Raw genomic sequence first — 26302 nt, forward strand, 5'->3', positions numbered from 1 at the left:
GTCGAGGAGGACGCGCATGGCCACCGGCTCCGATTCGCTCGCCACCGTCACCCGGGTGCGCGCCGCGCTGACCGCCCCCGGCAGCCCGTTCGCCGCCGCCGAGACGCCGGAGGGGCTGCGCTACCCGGCGGGCCCGGCCGTGCTGCGGGACTTCCTGGCGGGCACCGCGGTGCACGGCGACCGGCCGTTCCTGGAGCTGGACGGCCGGGTGCTCGGCTACCGCGGCCTGCGCACGGCCGCCGCCGCCCTGGCCCACCGGTTCCTCGGCCACCACGGGCTGCGCCCCGGCGACCGGGTGGCGATCGCGATGCGCAACCTGCCCGAGTGGCAGGTGGCGTTCTGGGCCACCCAGCTGGCCGGGCTGGTCGCGGTGCCGCTGAACGGCTGGTGGCAGCCGGCCGAGCTGGCCGAGGCGCTGGACGACTGCGCGCCGCGGCTGCTGGTCACCGACGCGGAGCGCGCCGAGCGGATGGCGCCCTGGCGGGCCGGCCGCGCCGACCCGCCCTGGCTGCTGACCGTGGGCGCCACCGGACCGGCCGGACCCCGGGTGGAGCGGTTCGAGGAGCTGCCCGAGCCGGACCCCGGACAGCGGGCGCCCGAGGTGGCGATCGCCCCGGGCGACGACGCCACCATCATGTACACCTCCGGCACCACCGGCCGGCCCAAGGGCGTGGTGGCCACCCAGGCCTCCTGGTGCGCGGCCACCGTCTCCGCCCGGTTCTTCTCGGCCGGCGCCGCGCTCTGCGCCGGCCGCGACCCGTCGGCGCTGCCGCCCCAGACCGCCCTGCTGACCTTCCCGTTCTTCCACGTGGCCGCCTTCACCACGCTCTTCCCGCTGATGGCCAACGGCGGCAAGGCCGTGCTGATGCGCAAGTGGGAGCCGCGGCGCGCGCTGGAGCTGATCGCCGAGCACCGGGCCACCGCCTTCAGCGGCGTGCCGGCCACCGCGCTCACCCTGCTGGACGAGGCCGACCGGCAGGGGCTGGAACTGGCCAGCCTGACGCTCTTCAACACCGGCGGCTCGGCCGCCCCGCCCGACCTCGCCCGGCGGATCGGCCGCCGGTTCGCCGGCCGGGTGGAGCCGCGCAACGGCTACGGGCTGACCGAGACCTGCGGCGGGGTGCTCGCCAACGTCGGCGCCCGCTACCTGGAGCACCCGGAGAGCGTCGGCCTGCCCTCCCCCGCCCTGGCCGTGCGGATCGCCGGCCCGGACGGCGAGCCGCTGTCCGAGGGCGAGGTCGGCGAGCTGTGGCTGCGCGGCCAGGCCGTCTTCCGCGGCTACTGGCAGCAGCCCGAGGCGACCGCGGCGGCGTTCAGCGGCGACTGGTTCCGCACCGGCGACCTGGCCCGGGTGCGGGACGGCGAGGTCTACGTGGTCGACCGGCTGAAGGACCTGGTGATCCGCGGCGGCGAGAACGTCTACTGCGTGGAGGTGGAGGGCGTGCTGTCCGAGCACCCGGCCGTCGCCGAGGCCGCCGTGCTCGGCGTGCCGCACCCGGCGCTCGGCGAGGAGGTGGCCGCCGTGGTGCGGCTGCGGCCCGGCGCCACCGCCGGCCCCGAGCAGCTGCGCGCCCACGTGGCCGCCCGGCTGGCCGCGTTCAAGGTCCCGGCACACCTGGTGGTGCGGGAGCGGGAGCTGCCGCGCAACGCCCTCGGCAAGCTGCTCAAGCGGGAGCTGCGCGCGGACTTCGAGCCGTAGTCAGTTGGCCGGGGCCGCGCTGCGCCAGGCGTCCAGACCGGCCTGGGAGGCCGCCTTGGCCTGCGCCAGGGTGCGCGCCGCCCGCTCGGCCGGGGCGCTCTCCAACTGCTTGAGCCAGCTGCGCCCGGCCGTGGCCAGCGCCGCGCCGACCAGCACCGTGCCGACCAGGCCCGCCACCGAGCCCACGCCGCCGAGGACCAGGCCCGCGGCGATCAGCTTCCGGTTGGGCTGGAAGCCCGCGAAGATCTTCTGAGTGTTCATCATGTGACCAACCATCGGCTCTGCGCCGCTCCCCCGCACCCCGAGCGGGTCCGACCGGGTCCCGCGCGGCGCTGCCCGCTCCGGCGCCGAGCAGCCCCTAGGGTCGGCTGGACCCTGTGCACGGTGAGCGGGAGGGAGCCGTCCGATGCCGGAGCCGGCCTGGCGGCGCGAGGACGAGGACCCCGACTACCGGTTCTCGCTCGCCAACGAGCGCACCTTCCTCGCCTGGATCCGCACCGCGCTCGCCCTGCTGGCCGGCGCGGTGGCGATCGACCAGCTGACCCCGGGTCTGGCCCCCGAGCCGGTGCGGGCCGCGCTCGCCGTGGTGCTGGCGCTCGGCGGGGCGCTGCTCGGCACGGCGGCCTATCGGCGCTGGGCCGCGGTGGAGCGGGCGATGCGGGCCGGGCGGGCGCTGCCGCACACCCCGGTGCTGCTGGTCTGCACGGTCTGCGTGGTGGTGGCTGCCGTGGTCTTCTCGGTGCTGATCGTCGGGTCCGGCTGGTGAGCGGCGCGCCCGCCGCGCCGCCGCACGATCCGGGACTGCAGGCCGAGCGCACCCTGCTCGCCTGGAGCCGCACCGCCCTGGTGCTGGCGGTGAACGCCGCGCTGGTGCTGCGCACGGCGCTCTCCCACCACGAACTCCCGCTCGCCGTCCTCGGCTCGGTGCTCGCGCTGTCCGCCTGCGGGATGTGGGTGTTCGGCCTGGCCAGGCGCCGCCGGCTGCTGCCCGGACCGCCGCGCGCGGTCGGCGCCCTGCCGCTGCGACTGGTGTCCGGAACGGTCGCGCTGGCGGCCGCGAGCGGCGCCTGGGCGGTGCTGCTGCACCACCTGCCGAGGCGCTGACCAGGGCAGCTACCCCCCGGCCCCGGGTGTGGTCGAGACCACGCTGTCCGAAAGTCGACCGGATGCCCACGTCATCGCCTCTTTGACCGCCGTTTCCCATCCGGTGTATACGTTCCGGCCCCCGGTTAGGCATACTTGCAGAGTCGGGCGGCCCGTCCGACTCTGCAACGGCGAGAAAACCGAAGGGACCGGTGGTCAGGGATGTTCCGCAACGGTCTGGAGCCCTGGCACCTCCTGGTGGTGCTGGCTGTCATCATCCTGCTGTTCGGCTCGAAGAAGCTGCCCGAGATGGCACGCGGCCTCGGCAAGTCGATGCGCATCCTCAAGGCCGAGACCAAGGCCATGCGCGAGGACGACTCGACGGGCACCGACGGCACGGCCAAGTCGACCGCCGCCGAGCAGCGTCCCGCTGTGGAGTCGGTCAACGTCACCAAGGCCGAGGACGCGGTCAAGAACAACACCACCGCCTGAGCACCCTAGGGAACGCAGCGCGGCCCGGAGCCCCTGACCCGCCGTCGGACGACGGCGGGTCAGGGGCTCCGGCGTTCCCGGGCACAGTCGGACGCGTCGACTGGCCGTCCGTTTTGTCCTGGTATCTCCTTGGGGAATGGCCAGCGATCCGACCAGTCCCGCCCCCGGCGAACCCGACGACGAACTCGCCCACCTGCGCGGGCGGGTCGCCGAGCTGGAGCACGGCGGCCGCCGCCGCGGCCCGGGCCGCCCACTGCTCGCCCTGCTCTCCGCCCTGCTGATCACGCTGGCCGCCGTGCTGACCCCGGTCTCGGTGGTCGCCGCCTGGACCAGGTCGCAGCTGACCGACACCGACCGGTACGTGGCCACCGTCGCCCCGCTGGCCCGGGACCCCGCCGTGCAGGCGGCGATCACCGACCGGGTGACCGACCAACTGGTCCAGTACCTCCCGGTCGACTCGCTGGTCAACCAGTTGGCCCCCGCCGACCGCCCGCTGATCAACCAGCTGCTGAACGCGCTGGGCGGCGCGGCGACCACCGCGATCTCCGGCTTCGTCCACGACCAGGTGGCCAAGGTGGTGGCCAGCGACGGCTTCGCCACCCTGTGGACCGAGGTGAACCGCAACGCCCACACCACCCTGGACCGGGCGCTGACCGGGCAGGGCGGCGGCGCCGTGCAGGTGAGCGGGAACACCGTCACCCTCGACCTGGCGCCGGTGATCGACCAGGTCAAGCAGCAACTGGTCGGCGCCGGCCTCGGCGTGGCGGCGCGGATCCCGACCGTGCACACCCAGTACGTGCTGGTGGAGTCGCCGGACATCGGCAAGGTCCGCACCCTGCTGCGGCTGCTGCAGATCGCCGGGTTCTGGCTGCCGGTGGTGACGGTGCTGCTGGCGGTCGGCGGGGTGCTGGCGGCCGCCCGGCGGCGGCGGGCGGTGGTGACCACGGCGCTCGCGATGGCGGCCGGGGCGCTGCTGCTCGGGATCGGACTGGACGTCTTCCGGGCGCTCTACCTGGACCGGCTGCCGGCCGACGTCAGCCAGCCGGCGGCCGGCGCGGTCTACGACGCGCTGGTCCGCTACCTGCACGCGGGCGTGCGGCTGGTGGTGGTGCTGGGCCTGCTGGTGGCGCTCGGCGCCTGGCTGAGCGGACCGGGCCGGCGGGCCGGCTCGGTGCGGGCGCTCTGGCGGGCCGGGATCGGGGCGGTCCGGGAGACCGCCCAGCGGATCGGCCTGCGGCTGGGCCCGGTCGGCCGGTTCGTCCACCGGTTCAAGCCCTGGCTGGACTGGGGCGCGGTGCTGGTCACCGTGGTGGTGCTGCTGACCTGGAGCTATCCGACCGGGCTGGTGCTGATCTGGATGGCGGTGGTGCTGCTGGTCGTGCTGGCGGTGGTGGAGTTCCTGGACGAACCGGGAAGCTCCGGTGGAGCTGATGAGGTGTCAGCGCTCACAGGGACTGGCGATACCGGCTGATTATCGGTAGAACCACCCAGGGGCGCGGCGCGTCGTAGGCGCTGGGCGACGGACCACACCACCACCTGGGGGGCAACCCGATGAGCAGCGAGATCTCGTTCAACAACAACTACCGGGACCTGAGCGAGCAGCACGGAACCGGCGCCGGATTCCAGTTCGAGTTCAACTGCCAGCGCTGCTGGGACACCTGGCGCTCCCCGTTCGAGGCCTTCACCACCGGGCGGGCGGCGGGCTGGATCAACAAGGGCATCGGCGCCGCCTACAACCTCTTCGGCGGCAACGCCAGCACCATCAGCAACGCCGCCGACGGCCTGGCCGGCGCGGGCTACGGCAACGCCCACGACGCCGCCTTCCAGCGCGCCATCACCACCTCCCAGCAGCACTTCCACCGCTGCGCCCGGTGCACCCACCACGTCTGCGACAAGTGCTGGAACACCGCCAAGGGCCTCTGCCTGGGCTGCGCCCCCGACACCGCCGCCGAGGCCGAGGCGGCCCGCCAGCGCGGCCTCAACGACCAGGTCACCGAGCGCGCCTACGCGGCCGGCCAGCAGGCCGGCTCGGGCTACGACGTGGCCGCCGAGCGGCAGCTGGTCTGCCCGCAGTGCGCTGCCGAGACGCACGGCGGCGCGTTCTGCACAGGCTGTGGATACCGGCTGGCGCACGCGGCGCACTGCACCTCCTGCGGTGGCGAGGTGCCGGCCGGCGCCGCCTTCTGCCCGGGCTGCGGGCACCGGCAGTAACCCCCGGCGGCCGCCGGGACGTCAGCCCGCCGCGGTGATCGACACGTAGAGGTGGTCGTCCAGCACCTTGGCCAGCGGCACCCCCGGCCGCCCGAGCGCGGCCGGCAGCTCCGCCTCCGGCAGGCCGGACTCCGCCAGCACCGCCCGGGCCCAGGCCCGGCCGCAGCGCAGGTGGCGGGCGAAGGCGGCGGTGTCCCGGGAGCCGTGCAGCCGCTTGGCGATCGCCGCGTCCCAGGGCATCACGGCCGCCGGGCGCAGCGCGTACAGCGCCTTGGCGGCGGCGGTCGGGCCGAGCGTGCGGGTCGGGCCGACCGGCAGCGCGTGCAGTTCCCCGTAGGCCGCGGCCAGCGCCTCGATCTGCCGGTCGGTCAGCCCGGCCAGGGTGTCGCCCGCCGGATCCGGCAGCCCGGCGCCGTGCCGGGACCACCAGGCGGCCAGCCCGTCCGCCAGCAGGTCCGGCTCGCCCGGGCGCGGGTAGCGGATGCGGCAGCCCCAGGCGTTGAGCCAGCGGTGCAGCGCGGCCCGGTGCTCCGGGTCGGCCAGGTCGGCGGCCGGCGCCGTCTCGGCGGCCCAGCGCGCCCAGCCCCGGTCCGGGCCGTAGCCGGCGAAGACCCGGGCCGCCTCCCGCAGTTCGGCCAGGTCCGGGCCGGGCGGCAGGCCGACGGCGGCAGCCACCTTCTTCGGCACCACCATCCGCCAGGCGTCCTCGATGATCTCGGCCAGCTCCGCGCCGTCCACCGCGGCGAGCCGCAGCCGGAGCCAGTTGTACCGCTCGTCGGCGGGCTCCGGCGGCAGGTAGCGGTCCGGCTCGGCGGCCAGCAGGGCCGCCCGCTCCTCGCGCGGGAAGGCGAAGCCCAGGGTCTGCTCGTCCCGGGAGAGCGCCAGGTAGACGATCCGTCCGACCCGGAACTTCACCCGGTCGCGCACCAGGTGCTCCTCGGTGCGCGGCAGCCGCAGCGCCGCCGCCCTGACCTGCTCGACCGTGGCCATCGCGTCGTTCCTCCCCGTCCAGCCGTGCCGTGCGGCCATTCTGCCGTCTGCTGACGACATGTCAGGACGGGGGCGGGCTCAGTTGCCGTTGTCCCCGTTGTTGTCCGGCGCGCCGCCGTCCGCGCTCAGCGAGCCGATGACCGAGCCGAGCTGGCGCTGCCAGGAGCCGGACAGCTGGGGGTCGACGGTGTGCTTCTTGGCCAGGTCGCGGACCTGGCGCTGGGCCCCCTTCAGGGCCTGCACCGCGGCGTCCGGCTGCTGCTGGCCGAGCGCGGCGAGGGCGGTGTCCAGGGTCTTCACCAGCGGGACCTGACGGTCCTTCGGCATCGAGGTGCCCTGGATCTCGGCGCGCAGCGCGGCGATCGCCGCCGCCGGGCTGCCGGGGGTCTGCTTCGGCGCGCTCGGCGACGGGCTGGCGGGGGCGCCGGCGGCCTGCGACGGGACGGCGGTGGCGGTCAGCGCGGTCGGCCCGGTGGCCGGCTGGGCCGCCGGGGCGGACTGGGTGCCGCTCCGGTGCCCGTTCCCGCCCGGCGAGGAGGTGTTGACGAAGGCCAGGATGCCCAGCAGCGCCACCACCGAGACCCCGGCGCCCCCGAACAGCAGCGCCATGGTCCGCTTGCGGCTGGCCTGGGCCGGCCGGTCGGCGGGCTCCTGCGGCAGCGCGGCCAGCAGCGAGGTGGGCGCGGTGGTCGGCGGCAGCACGGTGGTCCGGTCGCCGTCCGGCGCGGCCATCGCCAGCAGCTCCGAGGTGCGGTCCACGGTGCCGGCCACCGGCACGGCCGCCAGCAGCTCGGCCCGGGCCGCGGCCGCCGAGGCCGGCCGGTCGTCCGGGCGCTTGGCGAGCAGCCGGGCCACCGCGACGTCCAGCGCCGTCGGCACCTCGGGCCGGTGCAGGCTGACCGGCGCGGCCTCCTCGGTGACCTGCTTGAACGCGATCGCCACCGGCGTGTCGGCGGTAAACGGCGGCTCGCCGGTCAGCATCTCCACCAGCACGCAGCCCAGCGCGTAGAGGTCGGCCCGGCCGTCCACCTCGCCCGCGGTGGCCTGCTCCGGCGAGAGGTAGGCGGCGGTGCCGAGCACGGTGGCGGTCTGGGTGAGCTGCTGGCCGCCGCCGGCCGAGGCCCGGGCGATGCCGAAGTCCACCACCTTCACGCCGCCGTCGTCGGTGATCATCACATTGCCGGGCTTGATGTCCCGGTGCACCAGCCCGGCCGCGTGCGCCACCTCCAGCGCCTCGCAGACCGCGGCCGCGATGCCCACCGCGCGCTCCAGCGGCAGCGGACCGCCCTCGGCCAGCATCGAGCCCAGCGAACGCCCGCGGATCAGCTCCATCACGATGTATGGCGAGCCCTGGTCCATGCCGGAGTCGAAGACCATGGCGATCCGCGGGTGCACCAGCATCGCCGCGTGCTGCGCCTCGCGGCCGAACCGCTCGGCGAACCGCGGGTCCTCGGCCAGGCCGCCGTTGAGGATCTTGACCGCGACGGGACGGCCGAGCACCCGGTCCACCCCGTGGTAGACGGTGGCCATGCCGCCGACCCCGAGGGTGCCGACCAGTTCATAGCGGTCGTTCAGCGCTCGTCCGATCACCTGGTCCAGCTCCTCACTGCCTCGCCGCCCCCGGTCCGGCCCGCCGGGAGCGGGTCCCCCGGGCCGGCCCGTCGACCGTCGGATCGAGCGGGGCACCAGCGAGAGTAGCGGCGTACTCCGAACGGGCGCAGTCCACCCTGTGGAACGGCGCCGGGAGCCGTTCCGAGCGGGTGTTAGCGTGCCAGCCTGCCCAGTCGTGATCAATCCCACTGGAGGCACCCCGTGAACGCAGTCGAACCGGTCCTGCGGGCCGAGGCGGTCGATGTGGTGCGGGACGGGCGGTACCTGCTGCGGGACATCTCGCTCAGCATCGGGCCCGGCGAGCACTGGGCGGTGCTCGGGGCCAACGGCGCGGGCAAGAGCACCCTGCTGGCGCTGCTCGGCGCCGTCTCACACCCCACCCGCGGCACCGTGCGGGTGCTCGGCGCGCAGCTCGGCCGGGTGGACGTCCGCGACCTGCGGGCGCACCTGGGCCACGTCAACCCCCGGCACCCGCTGCACTCGCCGCTGACGGTGCGGGAGGTGGTGCTCACCGGCGTGACCGGCAGCATCGAGCCGGACCTGAACCGCAAGCCCACCCCGGAGCAGTTGGAGCACGCCGAGACGCTGATCGGCACCCTGGGCATGGCCAGGCGGGCCGGGGCCGCCTGGACCACGCTCTCCCAGGGCGAGCGCGGCCGGACCCTGATCGCCCGCGCCCTGATGCCGCTGCCCCGGCTGCTGCTGCTCGACGAGCCGGCCACCGGGCTGGACCTGACCGCCCGCGAGCAACTGCTCAGCAGCCTGGACGAACTGCGCCGGCTGCACCCGGAGCTGGCCAGCGTGCTGGTCACCCACCACCTGGAGGAGCTGCCCAGCTCCACCTCGCACGCGCTGCTGCTGCGCGACGGCGAGTGCGTCGGCCGGGGGCCGGTGGACGAGGTGGTGACCACCGAGCTGATCAGCGCCTGCTTCGACCACCCGGTGCGGATCACCCGGGAGGACGGCCGCTGGGCCGCCCGCGCGGCCCGGCCGGCGGCGCCGGCGCTCTGACGCCCTGTCCGCGCAGGCGGAAACGCCCGAGCGGGGCGCCGCGGACATCGGCGCCCCGCTCGGGCGTTTCGACACTTCGTCGTCGTGCAGGAAGGCGACGGAGCGTCAGAGGGTGATGGTCTGACCCGGGTAGATCACGTCGGCGTTGGCGCCGATCGCCTGGGCGTTCTTCTGGTACAGGCTGGCCCAGTCGGTGCCGTGCGCGGCGGCGATGCTGCTCAGCGTGTCGCCGGCCTTCACGGTGTAGCCGGAGCCGCCCTGGTTGCCGCCGCCGTGGCGGTGGTGGTGGCCGCCCTGGCCGGAGCCGGCGGACTGCTGCGGGGCGGACTGCTGGACCGGGGCGGACGGGGTGGTGTCCTGGGTCTGCGCCGGGGCCTGGGTCGGGGTCTGGGTCTGGGTCTGGGTCTGCTGGGTCTGCGCGGCAGCGGTGGTGCCGGCGCTGGAGGAGGAGGTGTCCACCGAAGCGGCCGCGCCGCCCGCGGTCAGACCGGCCTGCACCGAGCAGACGGGCCAGGCGCCGGGGCCCTGGTCGGCGAGCACCTTCTCGGCGATCGCGATCTGCTGGTCCTTGGTGGCCTGGTCGGCGCTGGACGCGTACGCGGTGCCGCCGTAAGCCGCCCAGGTGGACGGGGTGAACTGCAGACCGCCGTAGAAGCCGTTGCCGGTGTTGATCGACCAGTTGCCGGTGCTCTCGCACTGGGCGACCTTGTCCCAGGTGGAGGCGGTGGCGGCGGAGGCCGAGTTGGCGGCGACCACGCCGACCAGCGGGAGCGCGGCGACCGCGCCGAGGAGCACGGCGGTGCGGGCGCGGCGGCGACCGGTGGTCTGGTCGGCGGAGGTGGTGGTCGCGGGCTTGGTACGGAAGTTCATGGAACGCCTTTCGAGATACCCGGGAGAGAGCAGCGCACGGCGAAGCCCGGCCATGGCGGTGGCCGACACCGAATCGCGATTGCCCTCGCGGGGAAGGAAGCGCCTCGCACGCCGATGTCCGGCGTACTGCGCGGTTTCCCGGCTCACCTGGCGGACGCGGGCTGCGCCGCCGGGGGGGTGAATCCCGGGTGGAGCTCGTTGCTCCGACAACAACGAAGCTACGAACCCGCCGCGGCCGGATCAACCCTCCGCGGATCCGCGCAGGTCAGCGGCTGGTTTCCGCGGGTACGGGGGTGGTCGGGAGGGGATTCTATGCGCGTAGATCGGACATTTCCCCCGCCGAATTCGACGCTCGGCGACGCCCGCGGCACGCCCTGTCGATGTGAAGCCCCGCACAGGTCGACACCGTGCAGCCGCGCGGACACGCGCGGGCACCGCCGCTCAGGCCGCTCTCATCCCCACGGTGACCGCGCCCACAGGCCCTCCCCCACCAGGTGACCCGGGCCACAGGACCCGACCACCGCACCCCCAACTCCACCGAGCAGAAAGGCTCGGCGGGAGCGCACCGCACTCCCACCGAGCCTTCGCCCGCGTTCTCGCCCGGCTCAGCCGAGTTCGTAGTCCAGCCAGATCCGGTGCGTGCCGTCCGCCTCCACCGTCAGCCCGCCGGTGCCGGCGATCCCCGCCAGCTCCCCGGCCCCGCTGCCCGGCACGATCGCGAAGAACTCGGCGCTGCGGTCCGTGCCGGTGGTGCTCGCCGAGTGCACGAAGTTGAAGGCCCCGCGCCGCCCGCCCAGCTCGCCCTCGAAGGACTCCATCGCCAGGTAGGTGCCGGTGCCGGCCGCATGGTCGAAGGCCGCGGTGAAGAGCGTCGCCGACCGCCCGCTCAGCCCGCCCTCGAACCGCTTCTCCATCCGGGAGATCCCGACCGGCAGTCCCGTGCTCACCGCCGGCTCCGGCGCCAGGTCGGTGGGGGTGAAGGACAGGACACTGAACGTCGCATCGGCTCGCATGGGCCGAACGGTACGGCAGGGGTGCGACAACCCCGCTCACCCGTCGGGCCGCAGCTCCCCGGCCAGCGCCCGGACGGCGTCGGCGACGGCCGGCGAGTTCTTCCGCAGGATCTTCGTGTGGCTGCCGGCGACCTTGGCGTGCACCCGGATGTTCGGCTTCCCGGCGATCATCGGCAGGAGGTCGGCGCGCAGCTTCTCGATGGTCTTCTCGTCGGCGCCGAGGCTGCCGCCGGTGCCGAGGACGTAGCGGGTGGGCGCCTCGATGCCGTCGATCACCGGCCCCAGCGCGGCCGGCTCGCAGAGGTCGATCAGTTCGAGGTTGATCTCGGCGTGCTGCGCCGCGCTCATCCGGGCGGCCAGGCCGAGCCGGCGGCCGATCGGGAAAATCGGGCTGAGCCGGCGGAAGAGCGTGCGGACCCGGGCCCGGGTGGCCTCGTCGATCGGGTCGGTCGGCATCGCGCCGTCCACCGGGACCACCGCGCCGGTGCGCTCCGGGTGGCGGGCCGCCCAGTGCGCGGCGATCAGCGCGCCGTAGGACCAGCCGACCAGGACCGGCCGCTCGACACCGCGCGCCGTGAGCACGGCGTCCAGGTCGCGCAGGCAGGCAGCGAAGGAGTAGTCGCCCGAGGGCCGGGACTTGCCGCGGGCCCGCTCGTCGAAGGTGATGTGCCGGAACCCGCCGCCCAGGTCGGCGACCACCCGCCGCCAGTGCGACTGGTCCGCGTAGGAGCCGTTCAGGTAGACCACGGCCGGCCCGCTGCCGCCGGTGTCGGTGACCGCCAGCGCGGTGTCCTCGACGGCGACCAGGCCGGTCCAGGAGGAGGTGGTGGCGTTGCTGCTCATGGTGGGTTCCCCCGCGTTTCGTCCGTGTCGCGCGGAGCGCCTGCCCGCTGTTTCCGACACGAGAAAAGCTACGTTGCATTTCCAATCTCGGCAATACATGCGTTGCGCTCGATCCTTGTTATTACAGGTCAAAGCAGGAATTTCATTGCAATGGATCTGCGAGGAATGCAACGTCGGCCGAGCGAGATCGTTGCAATGGTCTGTCGCCGAACGCTATGCTGACGGCACCCGGACCACGAAGGAGGCCGCGATGCCCGGCGGCAGGCTCACCCAGCAGGAGCGCCAGCAGATCGCCCTCGGGCTGGCCGACGGCCTCGCCTACGCCGAGATCGCCCGCCGCCTGGAGCGCCCGACCTCCACCGTGACCCGCGAGGTGCTGCGCAACGGTGGCCCCGCCGCCTACCGCGCCGACCTGGCCCAGCGCGCCACCGGCCACCGCGCCCAGCGCCGCCGCCACCCCGCCGCCCCGGCCCCCGGCGCGCCCGCCCAGCCGCACGGCCGCGACCCGGAGGCGGTGCGCGCCTACGAGGAGGTGTTCACCACCGTCCTGATGCAGTCCGGCATGCCGAAGATGATGTCCCGGGTGCTGGCCTGCATCTACACCACCGACGAGGGCAGCCTGACCGCCGCCGAGCTGGTCCGGCGCCTCCAGGTCAGCCCGGCCTCGGTCTCCAAGGCGATCAGCTTCCTGGAGGCCCAGGGCATGGTCCGCCGCGAGCGCGACGAGCGGCGCCGCGAGCGCTACATCGCCGACGACGACATCTGGTACCAGTCGATGATGGCCAGCGCCCGGGCCACCGCCCAGCTGGTGGAGATCACCCTCCAGGGCGTCGGCGTGCTCGGCCCCGGCACCCCGGCCGGCACCCGGATGGAGAACGTCTCCCGCTTCCTCGACTTCGTCTCCGAGTCCATGGCCCGCGCCGCCGACCAGGCCCGCGACGTGCTGCACGGCAAGCCGGACGAGGTCTCCGGCTAACCGCCGAAGCCTGTCCGCCGGCGCGCCATGTCCGTGATCTCCGCCGGCAGCGCGTCGGCCGCCAACAGGCCTGGCAACAGCCCGGGTTCGAGAGTGAGCGCGCGGAACGTGCGCTCCACGGTGACCTGGTGGTCCGGCCGCGACAGGATCTCGATGCCGTCGCCCGCACGGATCTCCCCGGGGACGATCACCCGCAGGTACGCGCCGGGGCGGGCGGCCTCGGTGAAACGCTTGATCCAGCCCGCGCGGTCCAGCCGGCCCTGGAAGGTCGAGCAGGGGATTCGCGGGCAGGACACCTCCAGCACCACCGTCGAGCCGATCCGCCAACGCTCGCCGATCAGCGCGCCGTTGACGTCCAGGCCGGCGGTGGTCAGGTTCTCGCCGAAGGAGCCGTTGGGCAGTGGCCTGCCGAACTCCCCCTCCCAGTCGTCCAGATCCTCACGGGCACAGGCGTAGACGGCCTGGTCGTCGCCGCCGTGGTTCCTCACGTCGCCCACCCGGTCCCCGGCCAGGCCGACCGCGCCGGTGCCCTTCGGTCCGGGCGCGGCGACGGCGACCGGGTAGGCGACGGGCTGCTTGTCGATGCCCGTCATGGGCAGTTGCTTCCATGGATTCGGCTGCGGGCGACCGATGTTGACGGACAGCAGGTGCACGGGTCAGTCCCCCTCAGAGGTGTGCCAGCAGGAAGTCGAGCGGACGGGGAACGCCGGCCGGATCGAGGCGCGCCACCAGCGCCTGCGCGTACTGCGCCTTGCGTCCGCTGTGCGTGCCCAGGAAGCGGCGCAACTGGTGCTCGACGGGCCGTTCGCGCTGCGCGGGCTGCCCCTGGAAGACCCGGAAGCCGCGCAACTCTCCCTGCTCCTCGATCACTTGCTGGACGGTGTCGGTGCCGAGCGCACGGATCAGCTCGTCCTCCAGGTCGGCCCGGCAGACCTGGAAGCCGGGCGCCGCCAGGCCGACCCGCTCCAGATGCCGCCGGAAGTGCCGCTCCTCCCCGATGTCGCAGAGCCCGGCCAGCGGGAGGTCGAGCCCGGGCGGCCCGCAGCAGTCCAGGAACCGGCCGATGCTCATCGCCCCGCCGAGCGGAACGACGGCGACGCCTTCGGCAGCGAGATCGCGCCCGCTGCGGGCGGCGAGGGTCTCGACGGCGACCTGGTCGCTGGCGCCCTCGACGAGGACCACCGTGCGCACCGCGGCCGCCGTTCCGCGCGCCCGCGCCGCGGCCTGTTCCGCCTCCGCGCCGCCGGCCGCCCACTCGATCAGCGCCTGCCGGAACCGTGCTACCTCGTCCACACGCCCTCGCTCTCCCCGGGCTGCCATCCTGCCCCGATGCGATCGCCCGCGCACGTACGTTTTGTCAGCGGATGGCGGTCGCGGCCTTCAGGGTGCACCAGACCGTCTTGCCGATGCCGCAGGAGCGATGCTCGGCGCCCCAGGCCTCGGCGGGGGCGAGGAGTTCGAGGCCGCGGCCCGATCACTGATCTCGGATCACTGCCCACCAAGCCGCCTGGACCGCCTTCTTCGCCACCGCCACCACAATCCGGGCCTGATGCCGTCACACTGGTGACACTGCTTCAGCACTCTGCCCTGGGGGGACACATGCATGACGGCGAGCCGGCGAACAGCACCACGAGCGTGCTACTCCGCCTGGATCTCGACCCTGAGCTGGATCCGGAGACCCAGGACCGCCTCGCCCGCCGACTCCGCTCCGAGATAGCCGAGTTGGACGTCGACTCCGCCGACTTCTCGCCCACCGGCCCTGCTCCCGACGGCGCCAAGGGCACCGATCCCGTCACCCTGGGGGCGATCGTCGTGGCTCTGAGCGCGTCCGGCGGCGTCTTCACCGCCCTCATCGACGTTCTGCGCGACTGGCTCGGCAGCTCCTCCTCCCGGCACCGCATCTCCGTGACCATCGACGGTGACACGATCGAGCTGGAGCACGCCTCAGCCACCGAGCAGCGCGAGCTGATCCAGGCGTACATCCGCCGCCACGACGGCAGCTGACCGTGGGCCGCAGATCGGCGCTTCTGATCGCCACCTACGACTACCAGGACGCCGGGCTGCGCCAACTCGCCGCCCCGGCCCACGATGCCGAGGCGCTCGCCACCGTGCTGCGGGACCCGGAAATCGCCGGCTTCGACGTCACGACGCTGGTCAACAAGCCCCTCCAGCAGGTCGGCGAGGCGATCGGCGACTTCTACCGCGAGCGCCGCCGGGACGACCTGACCCTGCTGTACTTCACGGGCCACGGCCTCAAGGACGACGACGGCCGGCTGTACCTGGCGATGACCAACACCCGCCGGGACAGCCTGCTGTTCACCGGGCTGTCCGCCGAACAGATCGACCGGGCGATGGAGGGCTGCTCCTCCCGGCAGAAGGTGCTCATCCTGGACTGCTGCTACAGCGGGGCGTTCCCGGCCGGCCACCTCGCCAAGGCGGACACGGCCGTCCACACCCTGGAGCGGTTCCAGGGCCGGGGCCGCACCGTGCTGACGGCATCGGACTCCACCCAGTACTCGTTCGAGGGCGGCCAGGCACACGGCGAGGCGGTGCAGTCCGTGTTCACGCGCTACCTGGTGGCGGGGCTGCGCGACGGCAGTGCCGACCTCGACGGCGACGGTGACATCACCCTCGACGAGCTCTACAGCTACGTGCACGACCGCGTCGTGGAGGAGCGGCCGCAGCAGCGGCCCAAGAAGCAGGACAACGTCGAGGGCCGCACCGTCATCGCCAGGAACATCAACTGGACGCTCCCGGTGCACCTGCGCAACGCCATCGCGAGCCCGATCGCCAAGGACCGGCTCGGCGCGCTCGACGGGCTGGCCCACCTGCACCGTGTCGGGAACGAGGCGGTGCGCGGGGTCGTCCAGGAAGAGGTACGGCGCCTCGCCGACGACGACAGCAAAGTCGTGTCCGCTGCGGCGGTGGAGCGGCTTCGTTCCTCCGGCTCCGCTCCCGCGGTCCCGGTCGCTACGGTCCTGCGGGACGCGCGGACAGAGGCAGCGGCGGTGCTGACGCGTGCTGAGGCCGAAGCTGCGAGGATTCGCAAGGCGGCTGTCGAACACGGCGCCACGCTGATCGCAGCGGCCAGGGCCAATGCGAACGAAGAGGCCGACCACATCCTTCAACGGGCGCGTGCGGAAGCCGAGCACCTCCTTGGGCAGGCCCGTGCGCAGGCCGCCGTCGAAACGGTGCGCCTCCGAACCCATGAACCGGCCCGCTGTGAGTCCTGTAGCTCCGCCCTAGACCCTCTCGACACGTTCTGCGGAGAGTGCGGCTTCTCACTGCTCGGGAACGAGGCCGGCCAGCAGCAGCCACCGCCCGGAGAGGAGCGGCTGCACTACTTCGAGATTGCGCGGCGCGGCTACGACCCCGACCAGGTCGCCCGCTACCTGGCGACGCCCAAGGAGCAGCGCGGTCCGATCCCCACCTTCGACCTGGTGCGGCGCGGGTACAACCGCGCCCAAGTCGACGAGCACATCCGCCAGTCGTAGCCCCCTACGCTGCTGCCATGGCGCACGGGGTGAACGCACGGGAGCTGTACGAATCGCTGACCGAGTACGAGGGCGAGCAGCCCTACCAGGAGATCGCCCTGCCCTGGCTCACCCGGGCCCGGACCGGCAACTACCCGGACCGGCTGGCCAGGGCCGCGCAGACCGACCACCCCTGGTGGACGGACTCCGACGGGCAGGACCTGCTCCGCGAGCTCTACGCCCTCAGCCGGGTCAACGACCGCTTCCTAGACCAGCCGTGGCGCCTGCCGCTCTTCACCGCCCTCGGCATGACGCCCTTCGACGACGCCGCCGTCTTCGACCCCTTCCTGCACGAGATCACCGAGGTCGACCAGGCCGACGACCCGCAGGCGCCGATCCGGGTCACCGGACTCGCCTGGCACGGCCTGATGCTGGGCCGGCTCCTCTTCGCCCGCGCCGGTGTCCGCGTCCGGGCCGGCGCCGACCACGCGCAGCGCGGCGTCGCCGACCGCTCGCCGCTCTTCTGGACGTTCCACCGCCCGCACCGCCCGACCGTCGACCTGTCCCAGGGCTGGGGCTCCAACTCCCAGTGGCGCACCGACTTCCGGCTGGACTACCGCGACGGGGACGGCGACCGCCTCAACGTGGCGGGCGACCGCCCGATCGACGGTGACCCCGAGCTGCACCCCGACCACCCGCACAACCTCAGCCCCGAGGAGCGCCTGCTCACCCCCGCCGAGCGCCGCGACCTGCTGCGCCACCGCTGCCTGCTCCGCACCCCGGAGGCGGCCGCGGAGCTGGCCGCCTCCGCCGTGTGGGAGCGGGAACTCATGCCCTTCGACTGGCGGTTGCTCAGCCGAACAGACGCGCGAACTCCTGGTGGAACTCCGGGAAGGTCTTGCTGACGCAATCCGGGTCGTCCAGCGTGATCCCGGCCGAGCGCAGCCCGAGCACCGAGAAGGACATCGCGATCCGGTGGTCCCGGTGGCAGGCGATCTCGGCGGGGTGCAACGGGCCGGGGGTGATGGTGATCCAGTCGGGCCCGTCGGCGACCTCGGCGCCCAGGGCGCGCAGGTTGTCGGCCATCGCGGCGATCCGGTCCGACTCCTTGAGCCGGGCGTGGCCGATGCCGGTGATGGTGATCGGCGCGTCGGCCAACGGGGCGATGGCGGCCAGGGTCATGAAGGTGTCGGAGATGTCGCCCATGTCCACCTCGAAGCCGCCGCGCAGCTGGCCGGTGCCGGTCACGGTGGTGGCGTCCGGGCCGATCTCCACCTTGGCGCCGGTCAGCCGCAGCACCTCGGCGAACCGCAGGTCGCCCTGCAGGCTGCCGCTGCCCAGGTCGCGCACGGTGACGCTGCGGCCGGTCACGGCGGCGCCGGCGAAGACGTAGGAGGCGGTCGAGGCATCCGGCTCGATCCGCAGGTCGCGGGCCCGGTACCCGCCGGCCGGCACCTGGATACGCCCGTCGGGCCCGACCGCCGGGGCGGCGCCGAAGTGCCGCATCATCGCCAGCGTCATGTCGATGTAGGGCTTGGAGACCAGCCCGGGCGCACGCACCGTCAGCGGACGCTCCATCAGCGGGGCGGAGAGCAGGATGCCGGTCAGGTACTGGCTGCTGGTCCCCGACTCCAGCACCAGCTCACCCCCGCGCAGCCCGGTCGACCGCACCCGCAGCGGCAGCCCCCCGCCCTCGCCCGCCAGCACCTCGGCGCCCAGCGCCTCCAGCGCCTTCACCAGCGGGCCCAGCGGCCGCACCCGCAACTGCTCGGACCCGTCGAACCCGAACTCGCCCGCCCCGGCCGCAGCGAAGACGGGCAGGAACCGCCCGGCCGTCCCCGCGTCCGCGCACCAGACTTTGCCCCGGCCCTGCGGCCCGCGCCCGAGGCCGCGCACCAGCCAGCCGCCGTCCCGTTCGACGACCTCCACCCCGAGCTCCCGCAGCCCGTCCCGGAACGCCACCGTGTCATCACTCACCAGCGGCGCCCCCAGCAGGGTCTCCCCCGCCGCCGCGGCGGCCAGCAGCAACGCCCGGTTGGTGATGCTCTTAGATCCGGGTATCCGAGCGAGCGCGGGCACGACGGTCGGACTCATGGCAGGCTCCTTGCCGGCGCGTGGCGCCACATGCGGGTGACCGGGGTTTCCACGCTAACCGGTGACCGCGGAGCGCTGAGCTGATTATTCAGATCTTGGACAGGCCGGCACGACGAGGTGTCACCGCACCCAGTTCTTCGTGTGCTCGGTATCCAGCACCACCGATACGGGTGCCGGAATCTCGACGTCCTTGCCGAACGGCCGGCGGATCAGGTCCCCGTCAACACCGTTGCTCGGCGCGCTGTACACGAGAACTTCACACCGCTCCCGGTCGATCAGGAGGTAGACGGGGATCGAGGTCTCGGCGTAGGCACTGACCTTCTCGCGCCTGTCCCGGGCGTCGGTGTCCGAGTCGTAGGAAGTGACCTCGACCACCATCAGTACCGGCGCGGCATCTGCCCACTCGCCCTGTCCCGCGAAACTCCCGTCCGGAGCCAGGACGATGTCCGCACGAGCACGGCCGGTTCGGCAGGTCTCCACCCTCAGGCCCCGCCCTGTGTAGAGCCACAGCTTCTCGCACGCTGGCCCCGGGCGGCGAGAGTTCCGTCCCATCCGCCCGCCTGTCCCCCGAACGGCTGATGGCACCCACCCGTCCAGGGTGGGCGCCATCCGGTCGAACGCCCGGTCAGTGCCCCAGCGCCGTCTCCACCAGCTTGATCACGACCAGCACCATCGCGATCAGCAGGTACGTCCGCAGCGCGCCCATGCCGATCTTGCGGCCGGTGGACATCACCGGCTTGGCGAGGGTCTCCAGCGGCGGCATCCGCCAGGTGTCGCGGCCGGTGCGGTCGATGGGGTCCTCGACGGTGGCGGTGCGGCGGCGGGTGAAGGCGAGGCCGGCGGCGAGGACGCCGATGACGCCGCAGCCGGCCATGATGTCCAGGATCGCGCCGGAGGAGATGTCCGGGAAGAGCACCGAGGCGGTCAGGATCACCGAGAGGGTGACCAGCACGCCGACCACTGCCGAGGTGAAGGCGTTGGTCTTCGGCCCGTTGGTCCACGGGCCCAGCACCTGGCGGTCGTTGCAGAGCAGCAGCAGGAAGACCGAGGCGGAGGGCAGCAGCACCCCGGCCAGCACCTGCACGCCCTGGGTCAGCAGGCCCAGGGTGTGGTCGGAGGCCGCCAGCACGATCGCCGCCGCCGTGCAGACCACGCCGGCGTAGACCGCGTAGAAGCCCTTGGCGCCGCCCACGCCGCGGTGCAGCGAGTGCTTGATGCCGAAGACGTCGCCGATCGCGTACGCCGTCGAGAGGGAGACCGCGAAGGCGCCGATGATCGAGGCGTCCAGCAGCGCGATCGCGTACAGCACGCCGACCAGCTTGCCGCCGTGCTCCGCGAGGCCGCGCGCCACGCCCGCCGCGTCGGAGAACTGGCCGACCCCGCCGGTGCCCGCGAAGGCCGCCGCCGTGAAGGCCATCATCGCCGCCGCGCCGGCCACCACGATCGCGATGCCGATCCAGAGGTCGACCTTCTCGTACTTCATGAAGCGGGGGGTGATCCGCTTGTCGATCACGTAGCTCTGCTGGAAGAAGAGCTGCCAGGGCGCCACCGTGGTGCCCACGATCGAGATGATCAGCAGCATCACCGTGGCCAACTGCCCGGTGCCGCCAGGCATGTTGGGGACGACGAAGTCGTGCGCCAGCTGCGAGGTCCTGGGGTGCACCATGAAGTAGACCGGCACCAGCAGCAGCGAGCCCGCGCAGAGCGCCACCGCGACCCGCTCGAACCGCTGGAAGGAGCCGGTGAACGCGGAGGACACGATGATCGCCGCCGCCAGCACCACCGCCAGCACCTTGGGCAGCCCCAGGTACCCGGCCGCCAGGGTGACCCCGATGAACTCGGTGACCAGGGTCAGCGCGTTCAGCAGGAACAGGTCGATGACGCTGAACGCGCCCCAGAACTTGCCGAACCGCTCCAGGATCAGCCGGGCGTGCCCGACCCCGGTGACCGCGCCGAGGCGCAGCACCATCTCCTGGTTCACGTACAGCACCGGCACCAGCAGCAACAGCGTCCACAGCAGGTGGGTGCCGTAGTTCTGGCCGGCCTGGCCGTAGGTGGAGAAGGCGCCGGCGTCGTTGTCGCCGACCATGACGATCAGGCCGGGGCCGACGATCGCCAGCAGCGTCTTCAGCTTCGCCGACAGGCCGGTGCGGGGCGCGTCGTCGTCGAGCCGGATGGTGCCCAGCGCGCCCTGGATGTCGCCGATGTGCGCGTCGTCGAGGACGGCGGCCGCGGGCGCGGCGTTCGTGGTGGTGATGGTGTCGGTCATGGTGAACCTCCCTCAGCCCCCTCTGCGTCAGGGGGAGTTCGGGGGCACGCGGAAATCATCAGTGCTACGTGCGGGCACCCCGATGACCCGGCGTCAGCGCATGGCTGACACCGCCTCGGAGGAGCGCGTAGAAAAGGTGGTCACCGCGTGCCGGTGGAGTACGAGGACAGGCGGGGGTAGGGGCAACTATGGCCCGGACTACTGCAATCCATGTCTCTCGCCTCCTCCCGGCCGGTGCGCGCGGACGACCCGTCACGCATGACGACACGGCAAGGAGCGGACCGGCCCGCTTGGGCAGGCTGGTACACCCCAACTCGTCAGAGCTTTGGCACTTCACGGCGTGATCCGGCGCTGCTGGCCGGAAGCCACTTGGGATCAACCCTTAGGTCGGGAAGATCTGTCCTGACCCTGGGCGTCTCTCGACGTCGTGGGGTCAGTGGCCTGTGTCCGTGAAGACGCCTCACCGAACGAGGTGCCTACGATCTCGATCCGCGAACCCGTCGCGAACCTCGTCAAGCGTAGCGCCCGCCATCATCCTCGCTTGACCTGTTTGCCAAATCTTGACCTGTGATCCGGAACGCGTGACGAGTGGGAACGATCACCCGCCACCGGCCGGCCCCCGGGGTGGAATGCTGGCGCCCATGATGCTCCTCGACGGCCGCCCGGTGGCTGCCGACCAGCTGGCCGCGCTCGCCCTCACCCCCTACGGCCACTTCACCACCATGCGCACCGAGGACGGCCGCACCGTCCGCGGCCTGGCCCACCACCTGGAGCGGCTGCGCCGGGACTGCGCGCAGCTCTTCGGCACCGAGCTGGACACCGGTCTGGTGCGCCGTCAGCTCGCCGCGGCGCTGGCCGGGCAGCGCGCGCCGCTGGTCGTGCGGGTGACGGTCTACGACCCCGGCTTCGACCTCGGCCACCCGGCGGCCACCGGCGATCCGCACCTGCTGATCAGCACCCGGGCGGCCGGGCCGACCGCGCTGCCGCCGCTGCGGGTGCGCTCGGTCGGCTACCAGCGCGAGGACCCGGGCACCAAGCACGTCGGCCTGTACGGCGCGCTGCGGCTGCGCCGGGCCGTCCAGCGGGAGGGGTGGGACGACGCGCTCTTCACCACCGAGGACGGCCTGGTCAGCGAGGGCGCCACCTGGAACATCGGCTTCGTCTGCGGCGGGCGGCTGGTGCTGCCCTGCGGCCGACTGCTGGCCGGGGTCACCATGCGGCTGCTGCGCGAGCTGCACCCGGACCACGACACGGTGCCGGTGCGGCTGGACCGGCTGGAGGGGTTCGAGGCCGCCTTCGCCACCAACACGGCGATCGGGGTGCGCCCGGTCACCGCCGTGGACGACCACGCCTTCCCGGCCGCGCACCCGCTGCTGGACCGGCTGCGCGAGGAGTACTGGGCGCTGCCCGGCGAACCCCTCGACCCGGCCGCCGGCTGACGATCCCGACCCCGACCCCGATCCTGGCCCCGACCCCGCGACACGCCGAACGGAGATCGACCGGATACCGAGCACCCTTGCCGGCAGCGGCGGGCACGGGCCCGGCCTCCGCACGCCCCGGGGACGTTCGCCGTACCGCTGTAGTATCGCCGTGTTCGTGTCACGACCAGGTCAACTGTGTTCTCGCGGTGGTATCGCGAGCAGGGGGACAGTGATGGATGGCGCCATGGACGAGGATCCGCTCCGCTGCGCGGGGGTGGGCTGCGAGGAGGCGGCACCCGGCGCGGGAACCAGACTCTGCGCGGACTGCCGGGAGGGGCTGCTCCGCGCGCTGACCGCACTCCCGGGGATCTATGAGGAGTGCGCCCAACTGCTCGGCAGCTCCCCGCGGTCGGCGCGGGAGCGGACGACCGGCGGTCCACTGCCCGGCATCCGGTTCAACACCGCCGCCGCCGACACCCGGGCGGCGATCCTGGCCACCCTCGGCTCCTGGAGCGGACTGGTCGCCGCGGAACGGGAGTTGGAGGCGCCGAAGCGCGAGGTCCGGCCACTGGTCGGCTTCCTGCTGCGGCACCTGGACTGGCTGGCCGCGCACCCGGCCGCCGGCGAGGCCGGCGAGGAGGTGGGGCGGGTGCTGGCCGAGGCCAGCCGGGTGGCCCGCCCGGACCGGCGGCGCCGGCTGCCGGTCGGCCCCTGCGTCCGGCCGGGCTGCCCGGGGACGCTGACCGCCCCTGCCGGCGGGTCCGGCAGGCTCACCGCGATCGAGTGCGACGCCGACCCGGAGCACCGCTGGCAGGGCGACCAGTGGACGCAGCTGGGCCGGGTGCTGCGGCGGGCCGGCCCGGCCCGGCCGGCGGTCCAGCGCTGGCTCACCGCGGCGGACATCGCGCTGCTCTGGAACACCCCGGTCGGCACCGTCTACCGGCTGGCCAGCGAGCAGCGCTGGCGGCGGCGCAGCTCGGGCGGGCGGACCTACTACACCGAGGCGGACGTGCACGCCTGCTTCAGCCGCCGCGCGGCCCGCTGATCTGGAGGTCAACTACCGTTTCAACCAATAGAACTGATGATCAGTCACCATCCATGACATCGAGCGGACACGGAACCGACACATCTTGACACGTCCCCGTCGCCTGCTGGCCTTTTGGTCGCAACGCGGCCCGAAGATCCTGGAGACATCCTCCCCGGTCGTCTATCGAGCCGCCAATAGCCGTTGGCCGCCAGTTGCTTGACAGATCGTCAGCTCAGCGGGAAGCGCCACGTCGCTACCCGTTCCCGGCCGGAGGAGCCGCGGACCGCCGACTCGGCTGCGCACGCACCGACGCCCGGTCCGACCCGTCACCGCAGAGCGCGCGATCCAAGGAGCCCCAGATGCGCAGCTTCCCCCTGCCCACCCGAGGACGGAGCGGCCGTGCGGATCACTGAACTGGCGATCCCGGGCTGCTACCTGATCACCCCCGACCAGCTGGTCGACGACCGCGGCTCGTTCTACGAGTCCTTCCGAACCGACGAGTTCGAGCGGGCCACCGGTCAGGCGTTCGAGCCGCGCCAGATCAACCACTCGGTCTCCCGGCGCAACACGCTGCGCGGCATCCACAGCGTGACCATCCCGCCGGGCCAGGCGAAGTACGTCAGCTGCGTGCGCGGCACGCTGCGCGACTTCCTGGTCGACCTGCGGCTGGGCTCGCCGACCTTCGGGCAGAGCCTGAGCAACCTGCTGGACGACGCCTCGGGCTGCAGCGTCTACGTCCCCGAGGGGGTCGGGCACGGCTTCCTCACCCTGACCGAGGGCGCCTGCATCTGCTACGTGCTCTCCAGCACCTACCTGCCCGGCACCCAGATCGACATCGACCCGCTGGACCCCGACCTGGCCCTGGACTGGGGATTCACCGAGCCGCCGCTGATGTCCGAGAAGGACGCCGGCGCCCGCTCGCTCAAGGAGACCATCGCCGCCGGGCTGCTGCCCGAGTGGTCCGCGCGCCGCTGAGGCCGGCCGCACCGCACCGCACCGCGCCCCGCCGACCGCGGCCGCACCGCACATCCGAACACCGAACCGCTGGAGCACATCGAACCGCTGGAACACGTCCATCGCCGAAACACCGTCAACTGTCATGCGGAGAGGAACATCCCCATGAAGGCCCTGGTGCTTTCCGGCGGGTCTGGCACCCGCCTGCGACCGTTCAGCTACTCCATGCCGAAACAGCTCATCCCGGTGGCCAACAAGCCGGTCCTGGTCCACGTCCTGGAGAACATCCGCGACCTGGGGGTGACCGAGGTCGGCGTCATCGTCGGCGACCGCGGCCCGCAGATCGAGGCCGTGCTGGGCGACGGCTCCGCCCTCGGCCTGCGGATCACCTACGTCCCGCAGGAGGAGCCGCTCGGCCTGGCCCACTGCGTCGCCCTCGCCCGGCCGTTCCTCGGCGAGGACGACTTCATCATGTACCTCGGCGACAACATGCTCCCCGAGGGCGTGGTGGAGATCGCCGGGCAGTTCACCGCCGACCGCCCGGCCGCCCAGCTGGTGGTGCACAAGGTGGCGGACCCGCGCGCCTTCGGCGTGGCCGAGGTGGCCCCGGACGGCAGGGTGGAGCGGCTGGTGGAGAAGCCGCAGGACCCGCGCAGCGACCTCGCGCTGATCGGCGTCTACCTCTTCACCGCCGCGATCCACCGGGCGGTGGACGCGATCGAGCCCAGCCCGCGCGGCGAGTTGGAGATCACCGACGCCATCCAGTGGCTGGTCGAGCAGGGCGCCGACGTCCGGGCCAGCCTCTACCAGGGCTACTGGAAGGACACCGGCCGGGTGGACGACGTGCTGGAGTGCAACCGCCGGCTGCTGGACGGGCTGCGCCGGGACGTCCGCGGCGAGGTGGACGCGGACAGCACCCTGGTCGGCCCGGTGGTGGTGGAGCCCGGCGCGCGGATCGTCGGCTCCCGGATCGAGGGCCCGGCGGTGATCGGCGCGGGCACCCTGGTGGAGCACAGCCACATCGGCCCGCACACCTCGGTCGGCCGGAACTGCGTGATCAGCGGCACCCAGCTGGACTACTCGATCACCCTGGACGGCGCGGTGGTCTCCCGGGTCAAGGGCCTGTACGGCTCGGTGATCGGCCGCGGCGCCACCGTCGAGCCGAGCAGCCACGGGACCGACCAGCACCGCCTGGTGGTCGGCGACCACACCCGGGTGGAGGTGGCGGCGTGAGGCGCATCCTGGTCACCGGCGGGGCCGGCTTCATCGGCTCGCACTTCGTCCGCACCCTGCTGGCCGACGGCTACCAGGGCTGGGAGGGCGCCCGGGTCACCGTGCTGGACAAGCTGACCTACGCGGGCAACCGGGAGAACCTGCCGGCCGCCCACCCCCGGCTGGAGTTCGTCACCGGCGACATCTGCGACGAGAACCTGCTGGCCCGGCTGCTGCCCGGCCAGGACGCGGTGGTGCACTTCGCCGCCGAGTCGCACGTGGACCGGTCGCTGGCGGCGGCCGGCGAGTTCGTGCACGCCAACGTGGTCGGCACCCAGCGGCTGCTGGATGCGGTGCTGCGCAGCGGCGTCGGGCGGATGGTGCACATCTCCACCGACGAGGTCTACGGCTCGATCACCGAGGGCTCCTGGACCGAGGAGTGGCCGCTGCTGCCCAACACCCCGTACGCCGCCTCCAAGGCGGCCGCGGAGATGGTGGTGCGCTCCTTCGTCCGCACCCACGGCCTGAACGTCTCGACCACCCGTTGCTCCAACAACTACGGGCCGTACCAGCACCCGGAGAAGCTGATTCCGCTCTTCACCACCAACCTGCTGGACGGGCTGGAGGTGCCGCTCTACGGCGACGGCTCCAACGCCCGCGAGTGGCTGCACGTGGACGACCACTGCCGGGCGATCCACCTGGTGCTGGACGGCGGCCGGCCCGGCGAGGTCTACAACATCGGCGGCGGCAACGAGCGGACCAACCTGGAGATGACCGAGCACCTGCTCCGGCTCACCGGCGCCGACCGCTCCAAGGTCCGCCGGGTGGCCGACCGCAAGGGGCACGACCTGCGCTACTCGATCGACGACGGCAAGATCCGGCGCGAGCTGGGGTACCGGCCGCTGGTGCCGTTCGAGCAGGGGCTGGCGGACACCGTCGCCTGGTACCGGGAGAACGCCCAGTGGTGGAAGGGCGTCAAGCACGCGGCGGGCAAGCGGTGAGCGGGGCTGCGGGGAACGGGGCAGCGGGGAACGAGCCTGCGGGGAACGGGGC

General features: G+C 73.2%; 27 protein-coding genes and 1 riboswitch. Of the genes, 16 read left to right on the forward strand and 11 right to left on the reverse strand.

What is annotated here, in order from left to right; genetic code table 11:
* Positions 1 to 16: 16 nt before the first annotated feature.
* Positions 17 to 1699, forward strand: coding sequence for a class I adenylate-forming enzyme family protein (locus tag ACFYNO_RS29750; RefSeq protein WP_388019326.1), 1683 nt, complete (start codon positions 17 to 19; stop codon positions 1697 to 1699).
* Here ACFYNO_RS29750 and ACFYNO_RS29755 read toward each other — a convergent pair whose 3' ends face one another.
* Positions 1700 to 1963 carry a hypothetical protein gene (locus tag ACFYNO_RS29755; protein ID WP_388019329.1) on the reverse strand — a complete coding sequence of 88 codons (264 nt, stop codon included), beginning with the start codon at positions 1961 to 1963 and terminating at the stop codon, positions 1700 to 1702.
* A gap of 142 nt (positions 1964 to 2105) precedes the next feature.
* Between ACFYNO_RS29755 and ACFYNO_RS29760 the strand changes: the two genes are divergently transcribed.
* The 5 genes from ACFYNO_RS29760 to ACFYNO_RS29780 all read left to right on the forward strand — a co-directional run bounded on the left by ACFYNO_RS29760 (position 2106) and on the right by ACFYNO_RS29780 (position 5485).
* On the forward strand, positions 2106 to 2465 hold the full coding sequence (locus tag ACFYNO_RS29760) for a YidH family protein (protein WP_388019332.1): 360 nt from the start codon (positions 2106 to 2108) through the stop codon (positions 2463 to 2465).
* Complete coding sequence (locus ACFYNO_RS29765) at positions 2462 to 2803, forward strand: DUF202 domain-containing protein (RefSeq protein WP_388019335.1); 342 nt, start codon at positions 2462 to 2464, stop codon at positions 2801 to 2803. The genes ACFYNO_RS29760 and ACFYNO_RS29765 overlap by 4 nt, the downstream gene beginning before the upstream one ends.
* A 201-nt stretch (positions 2804 to 3004) precedes the next feature.
* On the forward strand, positions 3005 to 3274 hold the full coding sequence (gene tatA, locus ACFYNO_RS29770; RefSeq protein WP_388019338.1) for a Sec-independent protein translocase subunit TatA: 270 nt from the start codon (positions 3005 to 3007) through the stop codon (positions 3272 to 3274).
* Positions 3275 to 3410: 136 nt separating this feature from the next.
* Complete coding sequence (locus tag ACFYNO_RS29775) at positions 3411 to 4745, forward strand: hypothetical protein (RefSeq protein ID WP_388019341.1); 1335 nt, start codon at positions 3411 to 3413, stop codon at positions 4743 to 4745.
* An 80-nt stretch (positions 4746 to 4825) separates the two neighbouring features.
* A complete protein-coding gene (locus ACFYNO_RS29780; protein ID WP_388019344.1) occupies positions 4826 to 5485 on the forward strand; it encodes a zinc ribbon domain-containing protein in 660 nt (219 codons plus the stop codon).
* Positions 5486 to 5506: 21 nt separating this feature from the next.
* On the opposite strand, the gene ACFYNO_RS29785 is transcribed toward ACFYNO_RS29780, so the two are convergent.
* Both ACFYNO_RS29785 and ACFYNO_RS29790 read right to left on the reverse strand, forming a co-directional pair.
* Entirely contained in the window at positions 5507 to 6475 is a 969-nt protein-coding gene (locus ACFYNO_RS29785; protein ID WP_388019347.1) for an MmcQ/YjbR family DNA-binding protein, read from the reverse strand.
* Positions 6476 to 6553: 78 nt separating this feature from the next.
* Complete coding sequence (locus tag ACFYNO_RS29790) at positions 6554 to 8065, reverse strand: protein kinase (RefSeq protein WP_388019350.1); 1512 nt, start codon at positions 8063 to 8065, stop codon at positions 6554 to 6556.
* A gap of 222 nt (positions 8066 to 8287) precedes the next feature.
* On the opposite strand from ACFYNO_RS29790, the gene ACFYNO_RS29795 reads away from it, so the two are divergent.
* The gene (locus tag ACFYNO_RS29795) at positions 8288 to 9097 is read left to right on the forward strand and encodes an ABC transporter ATP-binding protein (RefSeq protein WP_388019353.1); all 810 of its coding nucleotides are present in this window, start codon (positions 8288 to 8290) and stop codon (positions 9095 to 9097) included.
* A 105-nt stretch (positions 9098 to 9202) separates the two neighbouring features.
* On the opposite strand, the gene ACFYNO_RS29800 is transcribed toward ACFYNO_RS29795, so the two are convergent.
* The 3 genes from ACFYNO_RS29800 to ACFYNO_RS29810 form a co-directional block, all read right to left on the reverse strand.
* The gene (locus ACFYNO_RS29800) at positions 9203 to 9967 is read right to left on the reverse strand and encodes a transglycosylase family protein (protein WP_388019356.1); all 765 of its coding nucleotides are present in this window, start codon (positions 9965 to 9967) and stop codon (positions 9203 to 9205) included.
* Positions 9968 to 10572: 605 nt separating this feature from the next.
* Entirely contained in the window at positions 10573 to 10980 is a 408-nt protein-coding gene (locus tag ACFYNO_RS29805; RefSeq protein ID WP_388019359.1) for a DUF3224 domain-containing protein, read from the reverse strand.
* A gap of 36 nt (positions 10981 to 11016) precedes the next feature.
* Positions 11017 to 11823, reverse strand: coding sequence for an alpha/beta hydrolase (locus ACFYNO_RS29810; RefSeq protein ID WP_388019362.1), 807 nt, complete (start codon positions 11821 to 11823; stop codon positions 11017 to 11019).
* A 250-nt stretch (positions 11824 to 12073) separates the two neighbouring features.
* On the opposite strand from ACFYNO_RS29810, the gene ACFYNO_RS29815 reads away from it, so the two are divergent.
* The gene (locus tag ACFYNO_RS29815) at positions 12074 to 12799 is read left to right on the forward strand and encodes a helix-turn-helix domain-containing protein (RefSeq protein ID WP_388019365.1); all 726 of its coding nucleotides are present in this window, start codon (positions 12074 to 12076) and stop codon (positions 12797 to 12799) included.
* Here ACFYNO_RS29815 and ACFYNO_RS29820 read toward each other — a convergent pair.
* Together ACFYNO_RS29820 and ACFYNO_RS29825 are read right to left on the reverse strand one after the other, a co-directional pair.
* The gene (locus ACFYNO_RS29820; protein WP_388019368.1) at positions 12796 to 13452 is read right to left on the reverse strand and encodes an MOSC domain-containing protein; all 657 of its coding nucleotides are present in this window, start codon (positions 13450 to 13452) and stop codon (positions 12796 to 12798) included. The genes ACFYNO_RS29815 and ACFYNO_RS29820 overlap by 4 nt on opposite strands.
* A gap of 13 nt (positions 13453 to 13465) precedes the next feature.
* Positions 13466 to 14092, reverse strand: a complete 627-nt coding sequence (locus ACFYNO_RS29825) for a TOPRIM nucleotidyl transferase/hydrolase domain-containing protein (RefSeq protein ID WP_388019371.1) — start codon at positions 14090 to 14092, stop codon at positions 13466 to 13468.
* 342 nt (positions 14093 to 14434) lie between these two features.
* On the opposite strand from ACFYNO_RS29825, the gene ACFYNO_RS29830 reads away from it, so the two are divergent.
* From ACFYNO_RS29830 to ACFYNO_RS29840, 3 genes are read left to right on the forward strand one after another with little or no spacing between them, the layout of a single operon-like run.
* Positions 14435 to 14803, forward strand: a complete 369-nt coding sequence (locus ACFYNO_RS29830) for a hypothetical protein (protein ID WP_388019374.1) — start codon at positions 14435 to 14437, stop codon at positions 14801 to 14803.
* Positions 14804 to 14805: 2 nt separating this feature from the next.
* Positions 14806 to 16293, forward strand: coding sequence for a caspase family protein (locus tag ACFYNO_RS29835; RefSeq protein WP_388019377.1), 1488 nt, complete (start codon positions 14806 to 14808; stop codon positions 16291 to 16293).
* A gap of 17 nt (positions 16294 to 16310) precedes the next feature.
* Positions 16311 to 17177, forward strand: coding sequence for a hypothetical protein (locus tag ACFYNO_RS29840; protein ID WP_388019380.1), 867 nt, complete (start codon positions 16311 to 16313; stop codon positions 17175 to 17177).
* Here ACFYNO_RS29840 and aroA read toward each other — a convergent pair.
* The 3 genes from aroA to ACFYNO_RS29855 form a co-directional block, all read right to left on the reverse strand.
* A complete protein-coding gene (gene aroA / locus ACFYNO_RS29845) occupies positions 17125 to 18366 on the reverse strand; it encodes a 3-phosphoshikimate 1-carboxyvinyltransferase (protein WP_388019383.1) in 1242 nt (413 codons plus the stop codon). The genes ACFYNO_RS29840 and aroA overlap by 53 nt on opposite strands.
* 120 nt (positions 18367 to 18486) lie before the next feature.
* The gene (locus ACFYNO_RS29850) at positions 18487 to 18846 is read right to left on the reverse strand and encodes a Uma2 family endonuclease (RefSeq protein ID WP_388019386.1); all 360 of its coding nucleotides are present in this window, start codon (positions 18844 to 18846) and stop codon (positions 18487 to 18489) included.
* A gap of 145 nt (positions 18847 to 18991) precedes the next feature.
* Positions 18992 to 20635: an NRAMP family divalent metal transporter gene (locus ACFYNO_RS29855; RefSeq protein ID WP_388019389.1), complete on the reverse strand. Its 1644-nt coding sequence runs from the start codon at positions 20633 to 20635 to the stop codon at positions 18992 to 18994.
* A gap of 301 nt (positions 20636 to 20936) precedes the next feature.
* Positions 20937 to 21114, reverse strand: a riboswitch (M-box (ykoK) riboswitch).
* A 162-nt stretch (positions 21115 to 21276) separates the two neighbouring features.
* Between ACFYNO_RS29855 and ACFYNO_RS29860 the strand changes: the two genes are divergently transcribed.
* The 5 genes from ACFYNO_RS29860 (at position 21277) to rfbB (ending at position 26250) form a co-directional block, all read left to right on the forward strand.
* The gene (locus ACFYNO_RS29860) at positions 21277 to 22074 is read left to right on the forward strand and encodes an aminotransferase class IV (RefSeq protein ID WP_388019392.1); all 798 of its coding nucleotides are present in this window, start codon (positions 21277 to 21279) and stop codon (positions 22072 to 22074) included.
* A 226-nt stretch (positions 22075 to 22300) separates the two neighbouring features.
* Positions 22301 to 23101 (forward strand): hypothetical protein, encoded by an 801-nt coding sequence (locus ACFYNO_RS29865; protein WP_388019395.1) that lies wholly within the window; start codon positions 22301 to 22303, stop codon positions 23099 to 23101.
* A 381-nt stretch (positions 23102 to 23482) separates the two neighbouring features.
* Positions 23483 to 24058 carry a dTDP-4-dehydrorhamnose 3,5-epimerase family protein gene (locus ACFYNO_RS29870; RefSeq protein ID WP_388019398.1) on the forward strand — a complete coding sequence of 192 codons (576 nt, stop codon included), beginning with the start codon at positions 23483 to 23485 and terminating at the stop codon, positions 24056 to 24058.
* Between the two features lie 144 nt (positions 24059 to 24202).
* The gene (locus ACFYNO_RS29875; protein WP_388019401.1) at positions 24203 to 25270 is read left to right on the forward strand and encodes a glucose-1-phosphate thymidylyltransferase; all 1068 of its coding nucleotides are present in this window, start codon (positions 24203 to 24205) and stop codon (positions 25268 to 25270) included.
* Positions 25267 to 26250 (forward strand): dTDP-glucose 4,6-dehydratase, encoded by a 984-nt coding sequence (gene rfbB / locus ACFYNO_RS29880; protein WP_388019404.1) that lies wholly within the window; start codon positions 25267 to 25269, stop codon positions 26248 to 26250. Before ACFYNO_RS29875 ends, rfbB begins: the two co-directional genes overlap by 4 nt.
* Positions 26251 to 26302: the final 52 nt, after the last annotated feature.

This window comes from Kitasatospora sp. NPDC006697, assembly GCF_042869935.1.
Classification (GTDB): Bacteria; Actinomycetota; Actinomycetes; order Streptomycetales; family Streptomycetaceae; genus Kitasatospora.

Excerpts from the sequence above, each read along its gene's own strand:
- ACFYNO_RS29750 (WP_388019326.1), top strand. The coding sequence starts at position 17 with ATGGCCACCGGCTCCGATTCGCTCGCCACCGTCACCCGGGTGCGCGCC.
- ACFYNO_RS29755 (WP_388019329.1), bottom strand. The coding sequence starts at position 1,963 with ATGATGAACACTCAGAAGATCTTCGCGGGCTTCCAGCCCAACCGGAAG.
- ACFYNO_RS29760 (WP_388019332.1), top strand. The coding sequence starts at position 2,106 with ATGCCGGAGCCGGCCTGGCGGCGCGAGGACGAGGACCCCGACTACCGG.
- tatA (WP_388019338.1), top strand. The coding sequence starts at position 3,005 with ATGTTCCGCAACGGTCTGGAGCCCTGGCACCTCCTGGTGGTGCTGGCT.
- ACFYNO_RS29775 (WP_388019341.1), top strand. The coding sequence starts at position 3,411 with ATGGCCAGCGATCCGACCAGTCCCGCCCCCGGCGAACCCGACGACGAA.
- ACFYNO_RS29780 (WP_388019344.1), top strand. The coding sequence starts at position 4,826 with ATGAGCAGCGAGATCTCGTTCAACAACAACTACCGGGACCTGAGCGAG.
- ACFYNO_RS29785 (WP_388019347.1), bottom strand. The coding sequence starts at position 6,475 with ATGGCCACGGTCGAGCAGGTCAGGGCGGCGGCGCTGCGGCTGCCGCGC.
- ACFYNO_RS29800 (WP_388019356.1), bottom strand. The coding sequence starts at position 9,967 with ATGAACTTCCGTACCAAGCCCGCGACCACCACCTCCGCCGACCAGACC.
- ACFYNO_RS29805 (WP_388019359.1), bottom strand. The coding sequence starts at position 10,980 with ATGCGAGCCGATGCGACGTTCAGTGTCCTGTCCTTCACCCCCACCGAC.
- ACFYNO_RS29810 (WP_388019362.1), bottom strand. The coding sequence starts at position 11,823 with ATGAGCAGCAACGCCACCACCTCCTCCTGGACCGGCCTGGTCGCCGTC.
- ACFYNO_RS29815 (WP_388019365.1), top strand. The coding sequence starts at position 12,074 with ATGCCCGGCGGCAGGCTCACCCAGCAGGAGCGCCAGCAGATCGCCCTC.
- ACFYNO_RS29840 (WP_388019380.1), top strand. The coding sequence starts at position 16,311 with ATGGCGCACGGGGTGAACGCACGGGAGCTGTACGAATCGCTGACCGAG.
- aroA (WP_388019383.1), bottom strand. The coding sequence starts at position 18,366 with ATGAGTCCGACCGTCGTGCCCGCGCTCGCTCGGATACCCGGATCTAAG.
- ACFYNO_RS29855 (WP_388019389.1), bottom strand. The coding sequence starts at position 20,635 with ATGACCGACACCATCACCACCACGAACGCCGCGCCCGCGGCCGCCGTC.
- ACFYNO_RS29860 (WP_388019392.1), top strand. The coding sequence starts at position 21,277 with ATGATGCTCCTCGACGGCCGCCCGGTGGCTGCCGACCAGCTGGCCGCG.
- ACFYNO_RS29865 (WP_388019395.1), top strand. The coding sequence starts at position 22,301 with ATGGACGAGGATCCGCTCCGCTGCGCGGGGGTGGGCTGCGAGGAGGCG.
- ACFYNO_RS29875 (WP_388019401.1), top strand. The coding sequence starts at position 24,203 with ATGAAGGCCCTGGTGCTTTCCGGCGGGTCTGGCACCCGCCTGCGACCG.